18 protein-coding genes, 1 tRNA gene and 5 pseudogenes are annotated in these 20010 nt (G+C 63.3%); 11 read left to right on the forward strand and 13 right to left on the reverse strand.

Annotated elements, in window-relative coordinates:
* Window positions 1-11: 11 nt before the first annotated feature.
* Window positions 12-1430 carry a M20 family metallopeptidase gene (locus tag ABIF91_RS12455; protein ID WP_424579179.1) on the reverse strand — a complete coding sequence of 473 codons (1419 nt, stop codon included), beginning with the start codon at window positions 1428-1430 and terminating at the stop codon, window positions 12-14.
* A gap of 278 nt (window positions 1431-1708) precedes the next feature.
* Here ABIF91_RS12455 and ABIF91_RS12460 point away from each other — a divergent pair, with 278 nt between their 5' ends.
* From ABIF91_RS12460 to ABIF91_RS12470, 3 genes are all read left to right on the forward strand, one after another.
* A complete protein-coding gene (locus ABIF91_RS12460; RefSeq protein WP_028178488.1) occupies window positions 1709-2680 on the forward strand; it encodes a S1C family serine protease in 972 nt (323 codons plus the stop codon).
* A 37-nt stretch (window positions 2681-2717) separates the two neighbouring features.
* Window positions 2718-3788, forward strand: coding sequence for a phospholipase (locus ABIF91_RS12465; protein ID WP_028178487.1), 1071 nt, complete (start codon window positions 2718-2720; stop codon window positions 3786-3788).
* Between the two features lie 81 nt (window positions 3789-3869).
* Window positions 3870-4076 (forward strand): hypothetical protein, encoded by a 207-nt coding sequence (locus ABIF91_RS12470; RefSeq protein ID WP_018316294.1) that lies wholly within the window; start codon window positions 3870-3872, stop codon window positions 4074-4076.
* A 77-nt stretch (window positions 4077-4153) separates the two neighbouring features.
* On the opposite strand, the gene ABIF91_RS12475 is transcribed toward ABIF91_RS12470, so the two are convergent.
* The 3 genes and pseudogenes from ABIF91_RS12475 to ABIF91_RS12485 form a co-directional block, all read right to left on the reverse strand.
* A complete protein-coding gene (locus tag ABIF91_RS12475) occupies window positions 4154-4816 on the reverse strand; it encodes a DsbA family protein (RefSeq protein ID WP_028178486.1) in 663 nt (220 codons plus the stop codon).
* Between the two features lie 86 nt (window positions 4817-4902).
* On the reverse strand, window positions 4903-5625 hold the full coding sequence (locus ABIF91_RS12480; RefSeq protein WP_028178485.1) for an LrgB family protein: 723 nt from the start codon (window positions 5623-5625) through the stop codon (window positions 4903-4905).
* A pseudogene (locus tag ABIF91_RS12485) lies at window positions 5622-5864 on the reverse strand (CidA/LrgA family protein); the annotation flags it as partial. The gene ABIF91_RS12480 and the pseudogene ABIF91_RS12485, both read right to left, overlap by 4 nt.
* Window positions 5865-5903: 39 nt before the next feature.
* On the opposite strand from ABIF91_RS12485, the gene ABIF91_RS12490 reads away from it, so the two are divergent.
* Entirely contained in the window at window positions 5904-6968 is a 1065-nt protein-coding gene (locus tag ABIF91_RS12490) for an IS630-like element ISRj1 family transposase (protein ID WP_026192128.1), read from the forward strand.
* A gap of 1 nt (window position 6969) precedes the next feature.
* On the opposite strand, the pseudogene ABIF91_RS12495 reads toward ABIF91_RS12490, so the two are convergent.
* From ABIF91_RS12495 to ABIF91_RS12505, 3 genes and pseudogenes are all read right to left on the reverse strand, one after another.
* Window positions 6970-7125, reverse strand: a pseudogene (locus tag ABIF91_RS12495) (CidA/LrgA family protein); the annotation flags it as partial.
* Between the two features lie 34 nt (window positions 7126-7159).
* Window positions 7160-7645: a PaaI family thioesterase gene (locus tag ABIF91_RS12500; protein WP_035679939.1), complete on the reverse strand. Its 486-nt coding sequence runs from the start codon at window positions 7643-7645 to the stop codon at window positions 7160-7162.
* Between the two features lie 3 nt (window positions 7646-7648).
* A pseudogene (locus ABIF91_RS12505) lies at window positions 7649-8076 on the reverse strand (acyl-CoA thioesterase).
* A gap of 108 nt (window positions 8077-8184) precedes the next feature.
* Here ABIF91_RS12505 and ABIF91_RS12510 point away from each other — a divergent pair.
* Window positions 8185-8733, forward strand: coding sequence for a TetR/AcrR family transcriptional regulator (locus tag ABIF91_RS12510; RefSeq protein WP_028182004.1), 549 nt, complete (start codon window positions 8185-8187; stop codon window positions 8731-8733).
* Between the two features lie 102 nt (window positions 8734-8835).
* On the opposite strand, the gene ABIF91_RS12515 is transcribed toward ABIF91_RS12510, so the two are convergent.
* On the reverse strand, window positions 8836-9327 hold the full coding sequence (locus ABIF91_RS12515) for a hypothetical protein (RefSeq protein ID WP_028182003.1): 492 nt from the start codon (window positions 9325-9327) through the stop codon (window positions 8836-8838).
* A 200-nt stretch (window positions 9328-9527) separates the two neighbouring features.
* Here ABIF91_RS12515 and ABIF91_RS12520 point away from each other — a divergent pair, with 200 nt between their 5' ends.
* Both ABIF91_RS12520 and ABIF91_RS12525 read left to right on the forward strand, forming a co-directional pair.
* Window positions 9528-9830 carry a PsiF family protein gene (locus tag ABIF91_RS12520; protein WP_028182002.1) on the forward strand — a complete coding sequence of 101 codons (303 nt, stop codon included), beginning with the start codon at window positions 9528-9530 and terminating at the stop codon, window positions 9828-9830.
* 99 nt (window positions 9831-9929) lie between these two features.
* Window positions 9930-11015 carry an AbrB family transcriptional regulator gene (locus ABIF91_RS12525; RefSeq protein ID WP_028182001.1) on the forward strand — a complete coding sequence of 362 codons (1086 nt, stop codon included), beginning with the start codon at window positions 9930-9932 and terminating at the stop codon, window positions 11013-11015.
* 134 nt (window positions 11016-11149) lie between these two features.
* Here ABIF91_RS12525 and ABIF91_RS12530 read toward each other — a convergent pair whose 3' ends face one another.
* On the reverse strand, window positions 11150-11692 hold the full coding sequence (locus tag ABIF91_RS12530; RefSeq protein ID WP_028182000.1) for a disulfide bond formation protein B: 543 nt from the start codon (window positions 11690-11692) through the stop codon (window positions 11150-11152).
* Between the two features lie 155 nt (window positions 11693-11847).
* Between ABIF91_RS12530 and ABIF91_RS12535 the strand changes: the two genes are divergently transcribed.
* Window positions 11848-11932 (forward strand) — tRNA-Leu (locus ABIF91_RS12535).
* 714 nt (window positions 11933-12646) lie between these two features.
* Complete coding sequence (locus ABIF91_RS12540) at window positions 12647-13141, forward strand: response regulator (RefSeq protein WP_080660091.1); 495 nt, start codon at window positions 12647-12649, stop codon at window positions 13139-13141.
* 35 nt (window positions 13142-13176) lie between these two features.
* On the opposite strand, the gene ABIF91_RS12545 is transcribed toward ABIF91_RS12540, so the two are convergent.
* Window positions 13177-14306, reverse strand: a protein-coding gene (locus ABIF91_RS12545) for an IS3-like element ISRj2 family transposase (RefSeq protein WP_424579180.1) whose coding sequence is annotated in 2 segments (ribosomal slippage) — window positions 13177-14054 and window positions 14054-14306 — 1131 coding nt in all. Because the reading frame shifts where the segments join, the coding sequence is not laid out codon by codon here.
* Between the two features lie 82 nt (window positions 14307-14388).
* On the opposite strand from ABIF91_RS12545, the pseudogene ABIF91_RS12550 reads away from it, so the two are divergent.
* Window positions 14389-14648, forward strand: a pseudogene (locus tag ABIF91_RS12550) (response regulator transcription factor); the annotation flags it as partial.
* Window positions 14649-14828: 180 nt separating this feature from the next.
* Here the strand turns inward: ABIF91_RS12550 and ABIF91_RS12555 are convergent.
* Window positions 14829-16097, reverse strand: coding sequence for an IS256 family transposase (locus tag ABIF91_RS12555; protein WP_038952271.1), 1269 nt, complete (start codon window positions 16095-16097; stop codon window positions 14829-14831).
* Between the two features lie 219 nt (window positions 16098-16316).
* On the opposite strand from ABIF91_RS12555, the gene ABIF91_RS12560 reads away from it, so the two are divergent.
* A complete protein-coding gene (locus tag ABIF91_RS12560; protein WP_026192128.1) occupies window positions 16317-17381 on the forward strand; it encodes an IS630-like element ISRj1 family transposase in 1065 nt (354 codons plus the stop codon).
* A gap of 82 nt (window positions 17382-17463) precedes the next feature.
* On the opposite strand, the pseudogene ABIF91_RS12565 reads toward ABIF91_RS12560, so the two are convergent.
* Together ABIF91_RS12565 and yut are read right to left on the reverse strand one after the other, a co-directional pair.
* A pseudogene (locus ABIF91_RS12565) lies at window positions 17464-18904 on the reverse strand (GntP family permease).
* 74 nt (window positions 18905-18978) lie between these two features.
* Window positions 18979-19986 (reverse strand): urea transporter, encoded by a 1008-nt coding sequence (yut, locus tag ABIF91_RS12570; protein WP_028180092.1) that lies wholly within the window; start codon window positions 19984-19986, stop codon window positions 18979-18981.
* Between the last annotated feature and the right edge of the window lie 24 nt (window positions 19987-20010).

The raw sequence follows: 20010 nt of genomic DNA on the forward strand, positions 1-20010 counted from the left end.
TCGAGGTGAAGTTACCCGACGGACATGTCGAGCGGCGGCGCGACGTGATCCGGCAGCGGACAGATGTAAGGTGTCTTGGCCGTCCGCCTTTGAAGGTCCGCCTTGGCGGCCTTGATCAGCTCCGGTTCCGTCAGCGCCTTGATCCCGAGGCCGGCCATCGCCTTGGCCGCCTGCACCATGGCCTTGTGGGCATGTGGGCTCTTGCCCTGAGCGACCACCTGCCAGGTGTGGAAGGGCGTGCCGATCGCAACCGTGGGTGCGTGCACCTGCACGGTTGGCACTACCCAGCTCACGTCGCCGACATCGGTCGAACCGACCAGCGGGTTGCGCTTGGCATCGAGCGGCACCAGGAAGTCGGCCAGCGGCCGGTCGGTCGGCTCCATGCCGATCGCATAATAGACCGACGAGATGTCCTTGTCGCTCAGCGTCGCACGGATCTGGCTGGCAAAGCTCTTGTCCGCGTCGTCGAAATGCGGCGGCCCGAGTTCTTCCATCACCTGGTGCAGCGCCTGCTCCAGCGGCGCGTTCGGCAGGATGTTGGAGACCGCCGAGATGATCTTCATCTCGACTTTGGTCTCGGTCATCAATGCGGCACCCTGCGCGATCTTGGAGACGCGCTCGACCAGCTCGTTCATTTCGGGAAGATCACGGGCGCGAATCGAATAGCGCACGCGCGCATGCGCCTGCACCACGTTCGGCGCGATGCCGCCGGTGTCGAGCAAAGCGTAGTGCACGCGGGCATCGCTCGGCATGTGCTCGCGCATGTAGTTCACGCCGACATTCATCAATTCCACCGCGTCGAGCGCCGAACGGCCGAGATGCGGCGAGGCGGCCGCATGCGAGGTACGGCCGGTGAAGATGAAATCCGCGCGCGTGTTGGCGAGCGACGGCGTCACCGCGACTTCCCAGAAGCTGTGCGGATGCCAGGTGATGGCGATGTCGGCGTCCTCGAACGCGCCGGAGCGCACCATGAAGGCCTTTGCCGCGCCGCCTTCTTCCGCAGGGCAGCCGTAATAGCGCACGCGGCCCGGCACCTTGTTCTCGGCCAGCCAATCCTTCACCGCGGTCGCGGCGAGCAGCGCGGCGGAACCGAGCAGATTGTGACCGCAACCATGGCCATGGCCGCCGGTCTCGATCGGACGATGCTCGGCGACACCCGCCTCCTGGCTGAGGCCCGGCAGCGCGTCGTATTCACCCATGAAGGCGATGACCGGACCACCCTCGCCCCACTCGCCCATCACCGCAGTCGGGATGCCGGCGACGTTCTCGGTGATCCGGAATCCCTGATGGCGCAGCTCGGCGAGATGCTCGGCGGCGGACCGCGCCTCCGTGTAGCAGACCTCAGGCATGCCCCAGACCCTGTCGCTGAGGTCGATGAAACGTGCCTTGATCGTGTCAATGCCACGCCAGATGTCGCTGCGGTTGTCCATGCTTGTCGTCCGTGATCCCAAGGTCAAACGAAGCGGCAATGGTTAGCAGCTTCGCTATGCGGCGCCTAGCATTCCGCCGGACAGCAGCCATGCGGCCGGTGCCGGATCGCACGGACGCCCGATCCGCGAGGTATCTTCGCGCCTTTCGAAGATTTCACGCGGCGTTCTCCGGAATAGTTGGCGACGAGGCTTTCAAGACGGCCTGCCCCGGCCTAAATTATGCTTGCTCGTCGTTCCGCGCGCCATACCGGAGCGATGCTCTCAGCCAGGAGAACTCCATGCCCGCTCTGACCGAATGGAGAGTGCCGCCGGCGTACCAGCCGCGGGCGAGCGACTACGGCTTCGATCTCGACGGCGCGCTCGCATCCATCGTCGGCCTGCACGCCATTGTCCCGCCGGACGCCTTCAGCGCCGAGACGCTGGGCACCGAGCGCGCCGGCAACGGCGTCGTGATCGACGACGGGCTGGTGCTCACGATAGGCTATCTCATCACTGAGGCAGAGACGGTCTGGCTGCACCGTGCCGACGGACGCGTGGTGGAGGGTCACGCGCTCGGCTTCGATTCCGAGACCGGGTTCGGGCTGGTGCAGGCGCTCGGCCAGCTCGACGTCGCGCCGCTGCCGCTCGGCTCGTCGGCAGCAACCCGGATCGGCGATCGCGTCGTGGTCGGCGGCGCCGGCGGGCGCACGCGCTCGGTCGCAAGCCAAATCGTGGCCAAGCAGGAATTCGCCGGCTATTGGGAGTATCTGCTGGATGAGGCCATCTTCACCTGTCCCGCACATCCGAACTGGGGCGGCACGGCCCTTCTCAACGAACGCGGCGAGTTGATCGGCATCGGCTCGATCCAGCTCGACCGGGAACGTGACGGCAAGGCCGAGCACGTCAATATGATCGTGCCGATCGACCTCTTGAAGCCGATCCTCGAGGACTTGCGCAAATTCGGCCGGGTCAACAGGCCGGCGCGGCCCTGGCTCGGACTCTTCTCGACCGAGATCGACAACCGCGTGGTGGTGATCGGGATCTCCACCAACGGCCCGGCCGCCCGCGCCGAGCTCAAGACCGGCGATGTCATCCTCGCTGTGGACGGCGAGAAGGTCACGAGCCAGAGCGCGTTCTACAGAAAGATGTGGACGCTCGGCGCTGCCGGCGTCGACGTGCCGCTCACCGTGCATCATGAAGGCGTCACCTTCGACGTCACCGTGACGTCGACCGATCGCTTCAAGCTCCTGAAGGCGCCGAAGCTGCACTGACCCCAGGGACCGATCCCCAGGCTTGAGGAAGCAGGCGATGACCGAGGCCGTGGTGGACGACATCGTGGCCGTGCTGCCGCCGCTGCTCAATGCGCTGGAGGCGCTCGGCTACTTCCAGCGGCATTTGCACCCGCCGTCTTTTGCATCCGTTATGAATGCAATCGGCGCACCGGACGAGGCGCTGCAAACGACACAGGCTTCGATCGGTGAATGGCCGGAGCAGTTCGCCGAACTGCGCGCGCGACTGGATGGGGCCTGCAACGAGACACTCGCCGCCTTTGCCGGCATTCGCGAGGTCGAGCGCGGCCACGGCGATCGCGTTGCGGTCTTCCGCGCGCTGCGCCACCTGCCCCGCGCGCAGGAGGCGCTCTATCCTCTTTCGCTGCAGTTTCCGCCGGTGAGCAGCTTCTTCCTCAACGCGGCCAACCGCGGCAATACGAATTTGCTGTCGCGACTGGAAGCCGGCGCAGGCGAACACACCGGCATCTTCCACGATCACAATGAGCCCGGCAGCCGTGGCGGCTTCTCAGCCTATGTGCCCGAATACTACGTACCCGGCCGGCCAATGCCGCTGGTGATGGCGCTGCATGGCGGCAGCGGCAACGGACGCGGCTTTCTGTGGAGCTGGCTGCGCGACGCGCGCAGTCTCGGCGCGGTCCTGGTGGCGCCGACCGCGACCGGCCCGACCTGGGCTCTGATGGGCGACGACACCGACACGCCGAACCTCATGCGCATCCTCGAGACGGTGCGTGGCCGCTGGAGCGTCGACCCCTCGCGCATGCTTCTGACCGGCATGAGCGACGGCGGCACCTTCTGCTACGTCACCGGGCTCGACGGCGCCTCGCCGTTCACTCATCTCGCGCCTGTTGCGGCGACCTTTCATCCGCTGATGGCGGAGATGGCGGACGCAACGCGCCTGCAGGGCCTGCCGGTCTTCATCACTCACGGCAAGCTCGACTGGATGTTTCCGGTGCAGACGGCACGGCAGACGCAGGCGGCGCTCTCCACCGCCGGCGCCAATGTCACCTACCGCGAGATCGACGACCTCAGCCACACCTATCCGCGCGAGATCAATGCGGAATTGCTGCAGTGGCTGAATGGAGGATGAACGACCTCTCCTTAGATGCGCCGCATGGCCGGGGAACCATCACTCCGGGCCGACGTTATCGCCCGTCACCGGAGGTTCGCCATGCAGACTTTTTTCGGAATGATCCTGGGCGCATTGCTGCTTGCGGGCGGCGTCTACGTCTATGATTCCATGCAGACGTCGTCGGTCGCCAATGGCGAGGTCGCGACCACCAATCGCACCATCGTGAACTGGGATGTCGCCAAGGCCGATTGGGACGCACTGCGCGACCGCGCGCACAAGGACTGGGTCCGAATCTCGTCGAAGTAGCATCGCCCGACATGAATGAGGCGCCGTCGCGAACTCCGCGGCGGCGCCTTTGTGTCGGCTACGATCAAAGATGCGGGTCAGTTCATCTTGGCCTTGCGGGCGTCGGCGATGACCTGCTCGAACTCGGCCATGCTGAGCACGCCGGGCACGCGGTACTTGCCGACGATGAATGACGGCGTACCACTGAACCCGAAAGCTTCAGCCTGCTCGTTGTTGCGCTTGAGGATGGCGTCGATGTCCTTGGCGTGGCCGGTGAGATCGCGCTTCAACCGGTCGATGTCGACGCCGGCGGCCGCGAGCAGCTCGTTGATGCGCGGCTCGGTCAGGCGCGAGCTGACGCCCATCATGGCGTCATGGGCCTGATGGTATTTGTCCTGGAATTTCGCCGCCAGCGCAGTCCGCGCCGCCGTGACCGACACCGGCCCGAGGATCGGCCAGTCCTTCATCACCAGCCGCACCTTGCCATCGTCCTGGACGACCTGGCGCAGCTCGGGTTCGAGCTTGCGGCAATAGGGGCAATTGTAGTCGGACCATTCGACGATCGTGATGTTGCCGTCGGGATTGCCTGCGACGGGCGTGTCGGGATCGCGCAGCACCTTGGCTTCGGTGAGCACCTCGTCCTCACCGGTCGCCGCGCGCGCAAGGTTGATCCCGCTCGCTAAGACGGCGCCCGCTCCGATCAACGTCAGCGCCGCACGCCGGGTCGGCATCAGACGGCCCTTGTTCCCAAATTCAGTCATATCTTGTCCCGTTTCGGCCCCATCACCGCAAATACGGCTCAGGACCAGGAAATGTTACAGACATATAGAGCGTCGCGGCAGCGATGTCATCGCACCAGCAGTGTGACTGCCAGAGGGACCAGGAACGAGGTCACCAAGGCGTTCAGGCTCATGGCGATGCCGGAAAAGACACCGGCAATCTCGTCGACCTGGAACGCGCGCGCGGTGCCGATGCCGTGCGCGGCAAGGCCGGCGGCAAAGCCGCGAGCCCGGTAGTCGGTGACGCCGGTGCGGTTCATCAGCGGCGTCACGATGATGGCGCCCATGATGCCGGTGAGGATGACCGCGACCGCCGCGAGCGAAGGATCGGCATGCAGGGATTCGGCGATGCCCATGGCAACGCCGGCGGTGACTGATTTCGGCGCCAGCGACAGCACCACGTCGCGCGGCAGGCCGGCAAGCTCGGCCAGCAGCACGACCGACACTACCGCGGTGACCGAGCCCGCGACCAGCGCCACCAGCATCGGAACGATCGATGAGACGACGCGCCTGCGGTTCTCGTAGAGCGGGACCGCGAGCGCGACTGTCGCCGGCCCCAGCAGGAAGTGCACGAACTGTGCGCCGGCGAAGTAGGTCGTGTAGGAGGTGCCGGTCAACAGCAGGAACGCGCCGATGATCCACATCGCGTGCAGCACGGGATTGGCCAGCGGATGACGCCGCGTCGCCAGCGAGACCGCGTCCGTCGCTGCATAGACCAGCAGCGTCACGGTCAGCCAGAGCAGCGGCGATTGCGAGAGATAGACCCAGAGCGAGAACGGATTGTCCTTCATCGCGCGTCCTGTTGCTTCAGCAGGCGGCTGACGAGGCGAAAGGTCAGCACGGTCGCGAGCAGCGTGACGACCACGGACAGCGCGAGCACGAGGATGATGGCGATGCCGTGAGACGCGAGCAGATCGAGCTCCTGCACGACGCCAACGCCGGCCGGTACGAATAATAGCGAGAGATGCGCCAGCAGGCCCTTGCTCGCCGTCTCGACACCGTCATTGCGCAGCGGCCCGTGCGCTAGTACCCACTTTTCTTGGAACGTGAGTCGTGATTCAAGGTCGGGATGATACCCGAAGCAAGAGAAGTCCACCTTTCGAGGAAAGATCGCAAGGTGCTTGAGGCGTGCTGTCGCTCACCGGTGACGTTGCAGCGCGATTTGAAGCGGGCGCGGATAGTTCTGTTGGCGGCGGATGGGCGCAGCACCCGGTCGATCGCCAAGGAAGTTGGGGTCCAGCCGCGGATTGTCAGCCTTTGGCGGCATCGCTATGCCGACCATGGCCTTGAAGGGCTGCAAGACAAGCCGCGGCCTGGCAAGCAGCCGATCTATACGAAGACGACCGACAAGCGGATTCTGAAGCTGCTGGATAAGCCGCCACCGCAAGGGTTTGCGCGCTGGACCGGCCCCCTGCTGGCCGAGGCGCTGGGCGATGTCGATGTCCAATATGTCTGGCGGTTCCTGCGCAGCCACAAGATTGACCTGGTGGCTCGCAAGTCCTGGTGCGAGAGCAACGACCCGAACTTTACGGCCAAAGCCGCCGATGTTGTCGGCCTCTATGTCGCGCCGCCGGCGAAGGCCATTGTGCTGTGCGTGGACGAGAAGCCCTCGATCCAGGCTTTGGAGCGAGCGCAGGGTTATCTGAAGTTGCCCAATGGCCGCGCCTTAACCGGCCAAAGCCACGATTACAAGCGGCATGGCACCACAACATTGTTTGCGGCGCTCGAAGTCGCCACCGGAAAGATCATCGCGACCCATTCAAAACGCCGGCGCCGCGTCGAGTTTCTCGATTTCATGAACAGCGTCACCGCGGCTTTTCCGAACCGCAAGCTTCACGTCATCCTCGACAACCTCAACACCCATAAAAAGAACGAGGACTGGCTCAAGGCCCACCCCAACGTGCAATTTCATTTCACGCCGACAAGTGCGTCATGGCTCAATCAGGTCGAAGTATGGTTTTCCATCTTGCAGGGGCAGTCGCTCAGCGGCACCTCCTTCACGAGCCTCAAGCAGCTTCAGGAACACATCGATGCCTACGTCAACGCATACAACGACAGAGCCGAGCCCTTCGTCTGGACCAAGAAAAAGGTCCGTCAACGCCGTTTCAAAGGCCGCCGTATCACTCAGCTCTGATTCCGGGTACTAGTAGCGCAAAGCGGTCGCGGGCGAGCAGCAGGACCAGAAGCAGCAGCAGACCGAGCACGGGTCCTGGCAACGGCAGGCCGAGACCGCGCACGACGGCTTCGCCGATCAATTGGCAGAGCAGGATGAGGCCGAGACTTGCAAGCATGGCCATCGCATCAAGGGATGCGCTGGCACGCTTGTCAATCGCCGCCATGCGCAGACGTGCGCGGCACGTCCGAGGCCGCAATGCGGGGCAGCATCGCCATCAAGGTCCCGGTCATGGTCGCGATCAGCGTGGTCTTGCCGTCATGCTCGGCAATCGCCTTGGCCTCGCAGAAGGTCAGCGTGCGGCCGGGCTTGACGACTTCGGCCTTGAAGACGAAGCGCTCGCCCCGGGCCGGCGCAAGCAGCGTGGTCTTGAACTCGACGGTGAGGATATCGGCTTCGCGCGGCATCAGGGTGAAGGCGGCGACGCCGCAGGCATTGTCCAGGCCTGCGGTGATGATACCGGCGTGGACAAAGCCGTTCTGCTGCGTAAAGGCGGACGCATACGGCATCGCCAGTTCGACCCGGCCCGGCGCCAAGGAGACGATCGATATGCCCAGCGTGCGCATCGCCGGCTGGGCGGCAAACATCACGGTCGTGGCCGTGCGGTACTCGGGGTTTCTCGGCTCGAATGTGGCCATCGCTCATGCCTCAGCCGGCTCGGAAAGGTGCTTCACGGCGATCTCCCGGATCGCATCGGCGAATGGTGCGGACTTCCGCAATTGACGGTCCATGTGCACGCCGGTGATCTCGCACGTCGCTACGAGTTCGCCGGTCTCCGCATTCGTCATGTCGTGCCGGAAGCGGATCGACTGTCGCGAAGCTCGAGCAGATGGCTGCGGATCGCGACGATGTCGCCGGCCAGCAGCTCGCGCCGGTAGGCGATGTTCTGCTGCACGGCGGCCATGCCGCGGCCGGAGCTGCGCAGATAGCTCGGCGTCAGGCCCAGGCGGGCGAACAGATTCCAGTTGGCCTCGTCGAACTTGCCGACATACCACATGATGTTCATGTGGCCGACGTGATCGCATTGCCACGGATAGACCGTGCCACGATAGGTCGCCTCCTGCTCCATCGCACTTCCTCCCGCAATTTCGTCTTTGATCGTTGATACGGTAGCGTATCAAACCCGTGTCGCGTTAGCAATACGGTACCGTATCAAGAGCCGGTGGGGTTTCCTTTCATGAGTGACGGCAAGGGCGATGTCTGGGTCGAGGCAGGCTTTGCCGAACTCGCCCGAGCGGGGGTCGAGGGCGTCCGGGTCGAGGTGCTCGCCAAGAATCTTGGGGTCACCAAGGGCGGCTTCTACCGCCGCTTTGCCGACCGCGCCGCCCTGCTCGATGCCATGCTGGAAGGCTGGCGCGAGGGACGCGTCGCCGCAATCGCACAGCAGACGAGTCTCGACGGGCAAGAGCCCCGCGAGCGACTGAGAGCGGTGATCCAGCTCTATTCCGAGCGCCTCAATCCGGAGGGCATGGCGATCGAGCTCGCGATCCGGCAATGGGCCCGCTCGGAAGAGAACGCCGCGGCGGCGGTGGCGAGCGTCGACGCGGCGCGGCTCAAGCACGTCAGCGAACTCTATCGCGCCACCGGCCTTGCGGCCGAGGAAGCCGAGGCGCAGGCCTTCCTGTTCTACTGCTTCATCTTCGGCCAGAGCCTGTTGTTCGTCGAGAGCGGTCCGCGGAAGCGGTCGCAGCTCGTGGCGAGATCGGCCGAGAAGCTGCTCGACTGAGCATAATCCGGAAAAGTGTGCAGCGGCTTTCCGGAAGATTGTGCTCGAACAATTCAAGCAGATGGCCGGAGCGCTGCTCCGGCCATCGTCTCGATTCGAAGCTCAGGCGGCGCCCTTCAGCTTCTTGGTGCATTCGCTGTAATAGCCGCCGCCCTTCTGGATCCACTTCAAGCCGCCATTGCCGTTGGTGGCCTTGTTGGCATTGTACTGGTCGACGCAGGTGTGCAGCCGCGCCTTGCCGGGGGTCTCCTTGGCATATTTCGGATCGACCGCGTTCGGATACACCGCCGGACCGGCCGGCAGGGCCGGCGCGGCGGCGGGTGCCGCCTCCTTCGCCGCCTGCTTCGGCTCGGCAGGAGCGGCGGGCGCAGCCGGAGCAGCTGCGGTCGGTGCAGCAGCGGGCTTCGCATCGGCACCGCACTGGGCCTTGCGGAAGTCATTCCACTTCATGGTCCCGAGCGAGCCGTCCTTCTTGGCAGCCTGATATTTCGCGCTGCATTCCTGCGCGGTCAGTGCCTGCGCCGGCGCGCTCGCCAGCAATGCCGCGACACCGGACGCCGCAATCGCGCACAACAATCTTGTCTGAATGATCATCCCTGGGTCTCCTGCTTGGTCTTCCCCGACGGAAGTGAAACGAGGATTGCTATCCTAGCGTGTCGGCCGCTTGCGACAAGGATGCGATCGCTATCGCCGCCAAAATATAGTGATCCCGTCGCTCAGCTCATTCATGTCGCGTTCAGCAATGCAGGCCGACGTTCCAGCCCTTCGCCATTCTCCCAAGCAGAGTGCACCACATGACCTTCACGTCTCGCCTCGCCGCCATCGCCCTCGCCTCCCTGCTCGCCACCGGCACCGCCTTCGCACAGACCGCAGCGCCGGCAGCCAAGACCGAGACAAAGACCGATGCCGCCGCCACCGCCGACAAGAAGGCGCCGAAGGAGCGTTCGGCCGAGTCGCTCGAATGCTCCAAGCAGGCGGACGCCAAGGGATTGAAGGGCAAGGAGCGCAGGAAGTTTCCCCGTGAGTGCAAGAAGGAGGCGAAGGCCGGCAGCGTCGCTCCCGCCGCCCCCGCCGCTCCTGCCTCAGACAAGAAGTAAGTCCGTCACGATCCTCCGCGATCCTCCGCGAGAGGCGCGCGCATTGCGGCATGACGAGCCTGCAATTGTGCGCCTCCCGCCGATTTGCGATAAGGTGGTGTGAAGCAGATCACCGCCTCCCTGACGTTCGAATGGCCGAGCCGTGCCAGCATATTGAGCACGGTGGAGACGCTCGTCATCGGCACCGCCGGCGGCCTGGTGTTTCTCGTCGCGAACCTTCCCGGCGGGCTGATCTCGGGTTCGATGATCGCGGTCGGGATCGCCGCGATCGCCGGCCGCCAGCTGACGCTGCCGCCGATCCTGACCCAGACCGTGCTGGTGCTGCTCGGCATCTCGCTGGGCTCGGTGGTCTCGCGCCATTTGCTTCAGCAGGTCGGCGCCTATCCCCTCACCATCGGGCTGCTTGCGCTCGCCACCTTCTGCTCGACGTTCGGCTCGAGCTATTACCTCCAACGCATCCATGGCTGGGACCGCACCTCGGCTTTCCTGGCCGGCAGCCCCGGCGCGCTGTCGCAGATCACCATCCTGGCGGTCGAGCGCGGCGCCGACCTGCCGGGCATCGCGGTGGTGCAGACCATGCGCGTCATCATCCTGACCGCCGCGCTGCCGATGGTGCTGGCGATTGCGGGCGTGGCGTCCTCTGCTGCGCCGTCGCTGACGACGACGATCGCCTCGCCGCTCGACCTCCTCGAACTGGCCGCAGCCTCGCTGGCCGCAGCGCTGGTGTTGCGGCTGATCAGGTTTCCGGCGAGCTGGATGTTCGGCGCGATGATCGCCTCCAGCGTGCTGCACGGCGCCGGATGGGTCGAGGGCGGCCTGCCGGACTGGGTCCGCGGCGTGGCGCTGGTCGGTATCGGCGCATTGATCGGCAGCCGTTTCGCGCGGATGCGAATCAAGACGCTCGCCGGCCACCTCAGCGCGGCGCTGGGCTCGTTTGCCGTGGCCATCGCCGTCTCCGCCATCTTCGTCGGGATCGTGGCGCTGACCACGCAGGTGAAATTCTCCGACGTCGTCGTCGCCTTCGCGCCGGGCGCGATGGATGCGATGCTGGCCCTGGCGCTGACATTGCACATCGACCCGATCTTCGTCGGCGCCCACCACCTCTCGCGCTTCGTGTTCGTGACGATCGCAACGCCGGGCATCGTGCACCTGTTCGGGCGCACGCAGGACGACGTGGACGATTGATTGCTCTCCTCAGCCTGAGGAGCGAGCTCCTGTAGGGTGGGCAAAGCGAAGCGTGCCCACCAACGACTGATGCGAACATCGATAAATGGTGGGCACAGCGCGCGAGCAGCGCACCTTTGCCCACCCTACCGCAGCTATGTCCGCCTCGCCGTCCGCACCAATCCCCACGCCGCGATCGCGGCCATCAGCAGCGAGATCAGCACGTTGTAGCCGGCGAGCGAAAGGCCGAGGAAGCGCCACTGCACCTCGTCGCAGCGCACCACCTTGACGGTGTCGAGCTTCGACAGCAGATCAGCGGCGCTGCCAAGATTGACGACGGGCCCGGAGCAATCGGTCGGCCCTTTCCAGAAACCCCATTCGACGCCGGCGTGATAGGTGCCGAGGCCGGCATTGGCGAGCGTCGCCAGCGCCAGTATCGCGAGCCCCGCCAGCAGCAGCGGCCGCGGCGCACCGCTCCTCGCCGCCAGCGCCGTCAGCGCACCGAGCGGGATCACGAGGTAATAGGCGTAGCGCTGCTCCAGGCAGAGCGGACAGGGCAGGATCTCCAGCACGAGCTGGAAGAACCAGGCGCCGGCGATCGTGACTGCGGCGATCAGCGTCACCAGCAGCGAGGCGGTCTGCGCGGGACCCGCACTGGCCTGCTTGAACGCTGGTATGGCGGCACTCTGGATCGTCACGGCAGCCTCTTTCCGGTGGTCGCACCCTCAAGCCTCTAGCCCCGGCCCGTGCGGCTGTCGAGAACGGCCGGGATCACTTTGGCGCGGGTTGACCCCGCTTTGTCCATGGCTATAGTCCGCCGGCTTCGCGACGCCCCCCTCAGGGCCGACCGAGGGCCCCTGTGGCGGAACTGGTAGACGCGCTCGACTCAAAATCGAGTTCCGCAAGGAGTGCTGGTTCGATTCCGGCCAGGGGCACCATTTCCTGAACATTTGCGAACCGGGGTTCGGGCTTGGCCGTTTGGGCCGAGCCTTGTCACTGGAGCTGATGATGCGGACGGCGCTGTGGTTGCCACCGACGACCCTTCAGGATGGCGCTGAATAGGTCTTCCGAATCGCCAGCTCACCCAGTGTCCCCGAATTTGCGCGTCCTGATACCGCCTGCAGGTTCTTTTCGGCGATGTGTCCGCCGGTGCGCCTCCAAGCCCGACTTCCATCGCGGTTCGAATGCGTAGCAACACTGGCGCCGGCCGTCCGGTTGAACTCGTCCGAGAGAGCATGACGGCGGGCACCGCGCGGGTGGATGAGATGGGCTCGACAGGTGGATTTGGGCGCGGGCAAATACGGTGTCGTTGGACTGCAACCCTATAGGCCGCTCCCATCCATTCTCTGTAGCTCCCATCCATTCTCTGTAAATGGAACGGGCAGGAGTTGCCTCGGCGAATTCGCAGGGTCCTCCGGCATCGGCCACGGCTCTGCAGCTGCGGACTAAGCCGGCGCGTCTCCAGTGATAAATAGCGTCCGGTCCCCGCTGATCAGTTGATGAACGGACCAGAGACCATCGGGTATCCGCCGGATGATATCAGGGTTTTCTAGGATAACGCACTGAATGATAGTCGATATCGTCGACGAATCAACGGCGGGCAATCTTACGCAAAGCCCATAGGCCGCAAGCCGGCACACGAGAACACCACCGTGAAACGTATCGTGGTTGCGGATGATCACGAGGTTGTACGCGCTGGGCTCCGCGCCATCGTGGAGGCCCGCTCCGACTGGACTGTCAGCGGGGAGGCGACCAATGGCGAGGAAGCCATCGCTTTGGCACTGGAGACGCTCCCGGACATCGTGATCGTCGACTATTCGATGCCGATGATGAACGGACTGGAGGTCAGCCGTCGCCTCAAGTCTATGCATTTGCGCACAGAGCCGTTGATACTGACGATGCATGAAAGCGAGGAGCTGCTGACGGAAGCGGTTCTGGCCGGGGTTCGCGGCTTCCTGTTCAAGTCCGACGCAAGGAAGCACTTGATCTCCGCGATAGAGGCGCTGCTGGATGGCAATCCATATTTTACGGGTGTAAGAGCTGGCCCCGGTTGTTTGGACAGCGCCCCGCTGGATTTAAGTGGATTCCTGCCGGGTTATGCTGAACGCGGGGCTTTACGGTTTTGTCGTTGCGTCGGGAGGGCGTAGCCCGACCAGAGCGACGACAAAACCGTCGGCGACGGTCATGCGGCCATCACCATAGCTTGCGTGCCGAAGTAAGCCTCGTCGGGCGTGCGCCCGTCAAGGCTCGAGTGAGGGCGTCCCTGATTGTAGAAGGCCAGATACTTGGCAATTGACGCTCGCGCCTCGGACACGCTGTCGTAGGCGCGGAGATATACTTCTTCGTATTTGACCGTGCGCCAGAGCCGCTCGACAAACACGTTGTCGCGCCAGGCGCCCTTGCCGTCCATGCTGATGGCGATCTTCGCGTCCAGCAGCACATCGGTGAACTCGAGGCTGGTGAACTGGCTGCCCTGATCCGTGTTGAAAATCTCGGGCCTGCCGTGCTTCGCCAACGCCTCCTGGACCGCTTCGACGCAGAAGGCCGCCTCCATTGTGATCGAGACGCGATGGGCCAGGACCCGTCGGCTGAACACATCGACGACCGCCGCGAGATAGACGAAGCCACGCCGCATCGGAATGTAGGTGATGTCCATTGCCCACGCATAGTCGGGCCGCTCGATCTTCAATCCGCGCAACAGGTACGGGTAGATCTTGTGACCCGGAGCCGGCTTGCTCGTGTTCGGGCGACGATAGACCGCCTCGATCCCCATGCGCTTCATCAGCGTCGCGATGTGGCGGCGACCGGCGTATACGCCCTCCCGCCGCAGCAACGATCGCAGCATACGCGCTCCCGCGAAGGGATAATCGAGATGCAGCTCATCGAGCCGACGCATCAAGGCAAGGTCCTCGGCCGAAACTGGCCGAGGTTCATAGTAGACCGTGCTGCGAGCCAGCTTCAGGACCTTCGCCTGGCGCACGATAGAAAGATCATGACCGCGGTCGATCATCGCTTTGCGCTCAGCAGGCCCGCCTTGGTGAGCGCGCCGGACAAAAAATCGTTTTCCAACGCCAGCTCGCCGATCTTGGCATGTAACGCCTTCAAATCGACCGGCGTCTCGGCCGATGTCTTGTCATGCCCAAACACGCCGGCGGCGCCTTCCAGGAGCTGGTTTTTCCAGATCGTGATCTGGTTCGGATGAACATCAAACAGTTGCGCCAGCTCCGCCAGTGTCTTGTCGCCTTTGACCGCAGCCAAAGCAACCTTCGCCTTGAATGCCGGAGAATGCGTCCGGCGGCTCTTCTTCGTCATCTTCGCTCCTGATTCGCAGCAAGAATCCTCGCCGCTGTCAGGCAGAAAATCCACTCAAGCTACTGTCCGAATTTGCGGGGCCAGCTCTGTTCTCCTCGAGAAGTTGCTTCATGACTATCAGTCTACAGGCACAACAGGTCAGACATGCTGCTCACTTCGCGCGAGCAGAGCGTGGTTCAGCTCATTTCAGAGGGATACACCAATAGATCCATTAGTGCGATACTGAAGGTGCGCGTGAAGACGGTTGAGACGCACCGCGCATCGGTCATGCGCAAGCTGGGGATGTCGTCGACGGCCGAGCTGGTCCGCTATGCGATTCGCAAGAAGCTGGTCGGGCTCTGAAGCACGTGATCGGCGAGGAGCGCAACATGATGCGAGTACTGATCCGGCTCCTTCTAGTCGACCTTGCGACCACGACTTCCGTTACTGAGGTCTTCGCACAAAATCACGCCGCGCGGACAGCCGTTTCAGGTGCAATGGGCGGCATAGGAGCTATGGCTGATTTTGGGTGACGCGGCCTGATCAGGCGGCGTGGCTTTCAGTGTTCGGAATGACTTCGATTCCGTCGATGAACTTTACACCGGCGATGACTTTCGGCAACTGGTTCGTGCTCTTCAATCGCCGCCAGGTCTTCGATGCGGCGTCGATGAGCTTGAACACCATCAGCTTCGCAGTTTGTTGCGACAGCGATCCCTTGGTCCGCACCGTTCGGTGGCGCACCGTGGCGAAGACGCTCTCGATCGGGTTCGAGCTGCGTAGGTGGATCCAGTGCTCAGCAGGGAAGTCGAAGAAGGCGAGCAGCGCATGGCGATCCTTGATCAGGCACTCCACCGCACGTCCGTATTTGACGTGGTATTTCTCGACGAAGACGTCGATCGCGGTTTCAGCTTCGGCCCGGTGTGGGGCCAGATAGATGTTCCGCAGGTCGTTCTTCATGGGGCCCTGCACGGATTTGGCGACCTTGTCGAGTACGTTGCTCACTTTATGGCACCAGCATCGTTGGTGCCGCGTGCCGGGAAAGGCCTCGTCCAGTGCCTTCCAGAAGCCGAGGGCGCCGTCGCCGATGGCGAGTTGCGGGGCAATCCGTAACCCGCGTTGCCGCAGGTCGATCAGGAGTTCGCGCCAGCTCTGCGCGCTCTCGCGCACGCCGACCTGGAAGCCGATCAGCTCCTTCTTGCCTTCCGGCGTGGTGCCAATCAGCACCAGCATGCATTCGCTGTGATCTTCCATGCGGGCCTGCAGGTACACGCCATCGGCCCAGATGTAGACATAGCGACGCGCCGACAGATCGCGTCTCTGCCAGCGTTCGTACTCGACCTGCCAATCGGCCTTCAGGCCGGCGATCACCGAAGGCGACAGGTTCGGCGCATCCTTGCCGAGCAGCGCCGAGAGCGCCTCCTGGAAGTCGCCGGTCGAGATGCCGCGCAAATAGAGGACCGGGATCAAGGCATCCAGGCTCTTCGTCCGCCGCGCCCATAGCGGCAGGATTGCCGAACTGAAGCGGAGGCGGTCGCCTGGCCCGCTCGCTCCGCGGTCGCGGACCTTGGGACGAGCGACCTCCACCGGACCGATGCCGGTCGCAATCTCGCGCACCGGACCGTGCCCATGTCGGACCAGGCGCGCTCGACCGTCGGGCAGCGTCAGATTGGCCGTGCTGGCCAGAAACGCGCCAACCTCGATCTCGATCGCCCTGGCAAGCAGGTCCCGCGCGCCGGCACGAACGATATCGGTCAGTGGATCATCAACCGCGGACGGCTGACGGAAAGCAAGAACATTGGTAGTCTCGGTCATGGCGTATCGCTCTCCTCGAGAGGTTCTGGCAGGCTCGTCACCCGCCTCGATACGCCGCCTTCCTCACACCGTCATCACCCAGATTCCGCCATAGCTCGCGGCATAGTCAGTGCTGGTACCGCACCCGCAGCGGCCGCTCCCATCCTGTGTCCTCCAGATACTGTCGTTGATACCTAGTACCCACTTTTCTTGGAACGTGAGTCGTGATTCAAGGTCGGGATGATACCCGAAGCAAGAGAAGTCCACCTTTCGAGGAAAGATCGCAAGGTGCTTGAGGCGTGCTGTCGCTCACCGGTGACGTTGCAGCGCGATTTGAAGCGGGCGCGGATAGTTCTGTTGGCGGCGGATGGGCGCAGCACCCGGTCGATCGCCAAGGAAGTTGGGGTCCAGCCGCGGATTGTCAGCCTTTGGCGGCATCGCTATGCCGACCATGGCCTTGAAGGGCTGCAAGACAAGCCGCGGCCTGGCAAGCAGCCGATCTATACGAAGACGACCGACAAGCGGATTCTGAAGCTGCTGGATAAGCCGCCACCGCAAGGGTTTGCGCGCTGGACCGGCCCCCTGCTGGCCGAGGCGCTGGGCGATGTCGATGTCCAATATGTCTGGCGGTTCCTGCGCAGCCACAAGATTGACCTGGTGGCTCGCAAGTCCTGGTGCGAGAGCAACGACCCGAACTTTACGGCCAAAGCCGCCGATGTTGTCGGCCTCTATGTCGCGCCGCCGGCGAAGGCCATTGTGCTGTGCGTGGACGAGAAGCCCTCGATCCAGGCTTTGGAGCGAGCGCAGGGTTATCTGAAGTTGCCCAATGGCCGCGCCTTGACCGGCCAAAGCCACGATTACAAGCGGCATGGCACCACAACATTGTTTGCGGCGCTCGAAGTCGCCACCGGAAAGATCATCGCGACCCATTCAAAACGCCGGCGCCGCGTCGAGTTTCTCGATTTCATGAACAGCGTCACCGCGGCTTTTCCGAACCGCAAGCTTCACGTCATCCTCGACAACCTCAACACCCATAAAAAGAACGAGGACTGGCTCAAGGCCCACCCCAACGTGCAATTTCATTTCACGCCGACAAGTGCGTCATGGCTCAATCAGGTCGAAGTATGGTTTTCCATCTTGCAGGGGCAGTCGCTCAGCGGCACCTCCTTCACGAGCCTCAAGCAGCTTCAGGAACACATCGATGCCTACGTCAACGCATACAACGACAGAGCCGAGCCCTTCGTCTGGACCAAGAAAAAGGTCCGTCAACGCCGTTTCAAAGGCCGCCGTATCACTCAGCTCTGATTCCGGGTACTAGCATGCGGGGCGCGAGATGCCGAGATATTGGGGCATATCCACCGCCGATCAGGGCGACGACCCCTGCGGCTCAAAACGATCCGAAAATCGACCCCAGGACGAGGACGGCGGCAAGCGCGATGATGCAGCTGACGATCACCGTCATCACCATGTCCAGATAGCTCTCACGGTGAGTAAGACCGCTGATTTGCAGTAGTAGCAACACCGTGCCGTTGTGGGGCAGCGCGTCCAGGGTACCGGCGCTCATCGTCGTTATGCGATGCATCAACTCGGGATCGATATGATAATCAGTGGCAAGGCGCATGAAGTCAGCGCCAAATGCATTGAGCACAATCGCCATGCCGCCCGAAGCAGTACCGGTCAAGGCAGCCAGCACATTCATGGAGAGTGCCAATGAGACCAGTGGTCCTCCCTGAACCGAGAATACCGCATCGCGGACTAGCGCAAATGCCGGCACTGCGGCAACGACCGCGCCGAAGCCGACAAGACTGGCGATCATCAGCATCGGCATGGCAGCAGAATTCGCACCCGCGTCGAGAGTTTCGCGCACGGACGGCAAGCGTCGAAAGTTGATGAGCATGACCGTCAGATTTGCCAACGCGAGAGCCACCAAAACTGACCAGACGCCGGAGACTGCCCCGATCGTAATACCGCCCCAGCGAGGCTCGGACAGGTACGAAAAATCGAGCCGCGGGAATACGACGAGCGCCATCAGGAAATTGGTGACGATAACGACGACGATGGGCAGTATGGCCAGGACGAAGGGCGGCCCGCTCTCGGCCGGCTTGCCATGCTGCAATTCGGCAGGATCGAAGTCACCCGCCGGCGCCGCTTGCTCGCGGACCATCTCGTTGACGACCGGCGCGGTTACTGCCTCGCCAGCGTAGCCTTCGCCAGCTTTGCGCGCTGCAGCCTCGGCACGGCCAAGCCACCACATGCCGAAAACGATGATGATGGCCGACGCGATGAGACTCAGCCCGGGTGCCGCAAAGGTGGTGGTGCCGAAATATGGCATCGGAATCGCGTTATTGACCGAGGGGGTGCCCGGCATCACCGACATAGTGAAGGTGAATGCACCGAGCCCGACCGCTGCCGGTATCAATCGGCGCGGCAGATTCGCGGCCCGGAACATCTCGTGAGCCAGAGGGGCCAGCACGAAAAATGCGACGAACACGCTCACGCCGCCATAGGTCACGATCGCCGAGGCTGCCACCACCGCGAGCATCGTGTGGCTGGCTCCCCAATTTCCTGGTCAAATACTGCGCGATCGCGCTGACCGAGCCGCTGTCGCCCATGAACTTGCCGAACAATCCGCCGAGCAGAAACAGTGGGAACCATTGCGCCACAAATCGCGCCGCTCCCGGCATGAACGTCTGCGTCCAGTGAGCGAGCAGCGGTTCCTCCGAGAACATGGCGACGATGAGCGCCGCGATCGGAGACACCAGCAAGATACTCCACCCGCGGTAGGCGAGCCACATGAGGAGAGCTAAGCCGAGCAGTAAGAGTCCCATGATTGGCTTCTCCGATAGATCTGAGGTCAATGAGGGAGCTGTCGCTGTCTTGCTCACGCACAGCTCCATGAAAATCAGGCAGGCTTTTCCACATCGCGCACTACGGCGGATACCGGCTCGAGGCGTTGCCGCGGCAGCAGGAAGAGCCAAGTCACCAGGACGAAAGGTGCCGTCAGGGCCGGAATGGCGAACGGGGACAGCGCAACGTTCAAGGCCGACTGGACGATGACCGTGAACATCGTGCCAAGGGCGGTGTAGACCCCGACGCGCCAACTCGGCTGATAGAAGACGGTACCAAGCGCGATCGCAGTCAGGACCGGGCTGAACCCGAGGAGGCCGCCGGTAATCAGGTCGCTCTCCGCGCCGAAAAGATGGGCCGTCAGCACGGCTAAGATCGCGCCCCCGAGAGCGAAGGCCGCGGCTGCGAGCGAGCTCACGGCGAGCCCCGCAAACAGGAGCAGCGCGGCGATGCTGCTAGCCTTCAGGAAGACTTGCGAGATGCTGAGGAACACACCTTGGACAAGGTCAATCAGCTGGAGCGGGCTTCCTTGGTAGGCCTGGAATGCCGTAACAACCCTGCCGGTCGGCAGCGCTGCTCCCGCGAGGCCGGAAAATCCATACGTGGCCAGCAAGAGAAGCCAAGTTGTGAGCACGAACGGAAATGTGAGAGCGCCGCCCCACGGCTTGACGGCATTGGTTGTCCCCAGCATCACGACGACGGATACGGCCGCTCCCAGTACCACATACACCCAAAGGAGCAGCCCGGGGGCCAAGAACGTCGCCAGCGCAAGGCCGACGAGGATGCCGTTGAAGCCATAGAGTCCAGCATGGAGCGAGTCGGTATCGACGTGGAGCAGCTCTGCGGTCAGGTTTGCCGCGATGACCGCGACCACACCCGCAATTGCCACTCGTGGAGCGCCAGATGCATATGATCCCCAGACAATTGCAGCAAGGAAGAGCATCCCGGTCAGCGGGTTGTTCTGAAACATAACTTGCCCGATGCTGCGTAAATTGATGTCCAGGAACCGTAACATGGCGGAGGATCCGCAGAGGTTCTCCCACCCTGCCAAGATCTTTTCCATTGCTGCCTCCTCGAACGTGCAATC

This window comes from Bradyrhizobium sp. USDA 241, assembly GCF_049739505.1.
Taxonomy (GTDB): Bacteria; Pseudomonadota; Alphaproteobacteria; order Rhizobiales; family Xanthobacteraceae; genus Bradyrhizobium; species Bradyrhizobium liaoningense.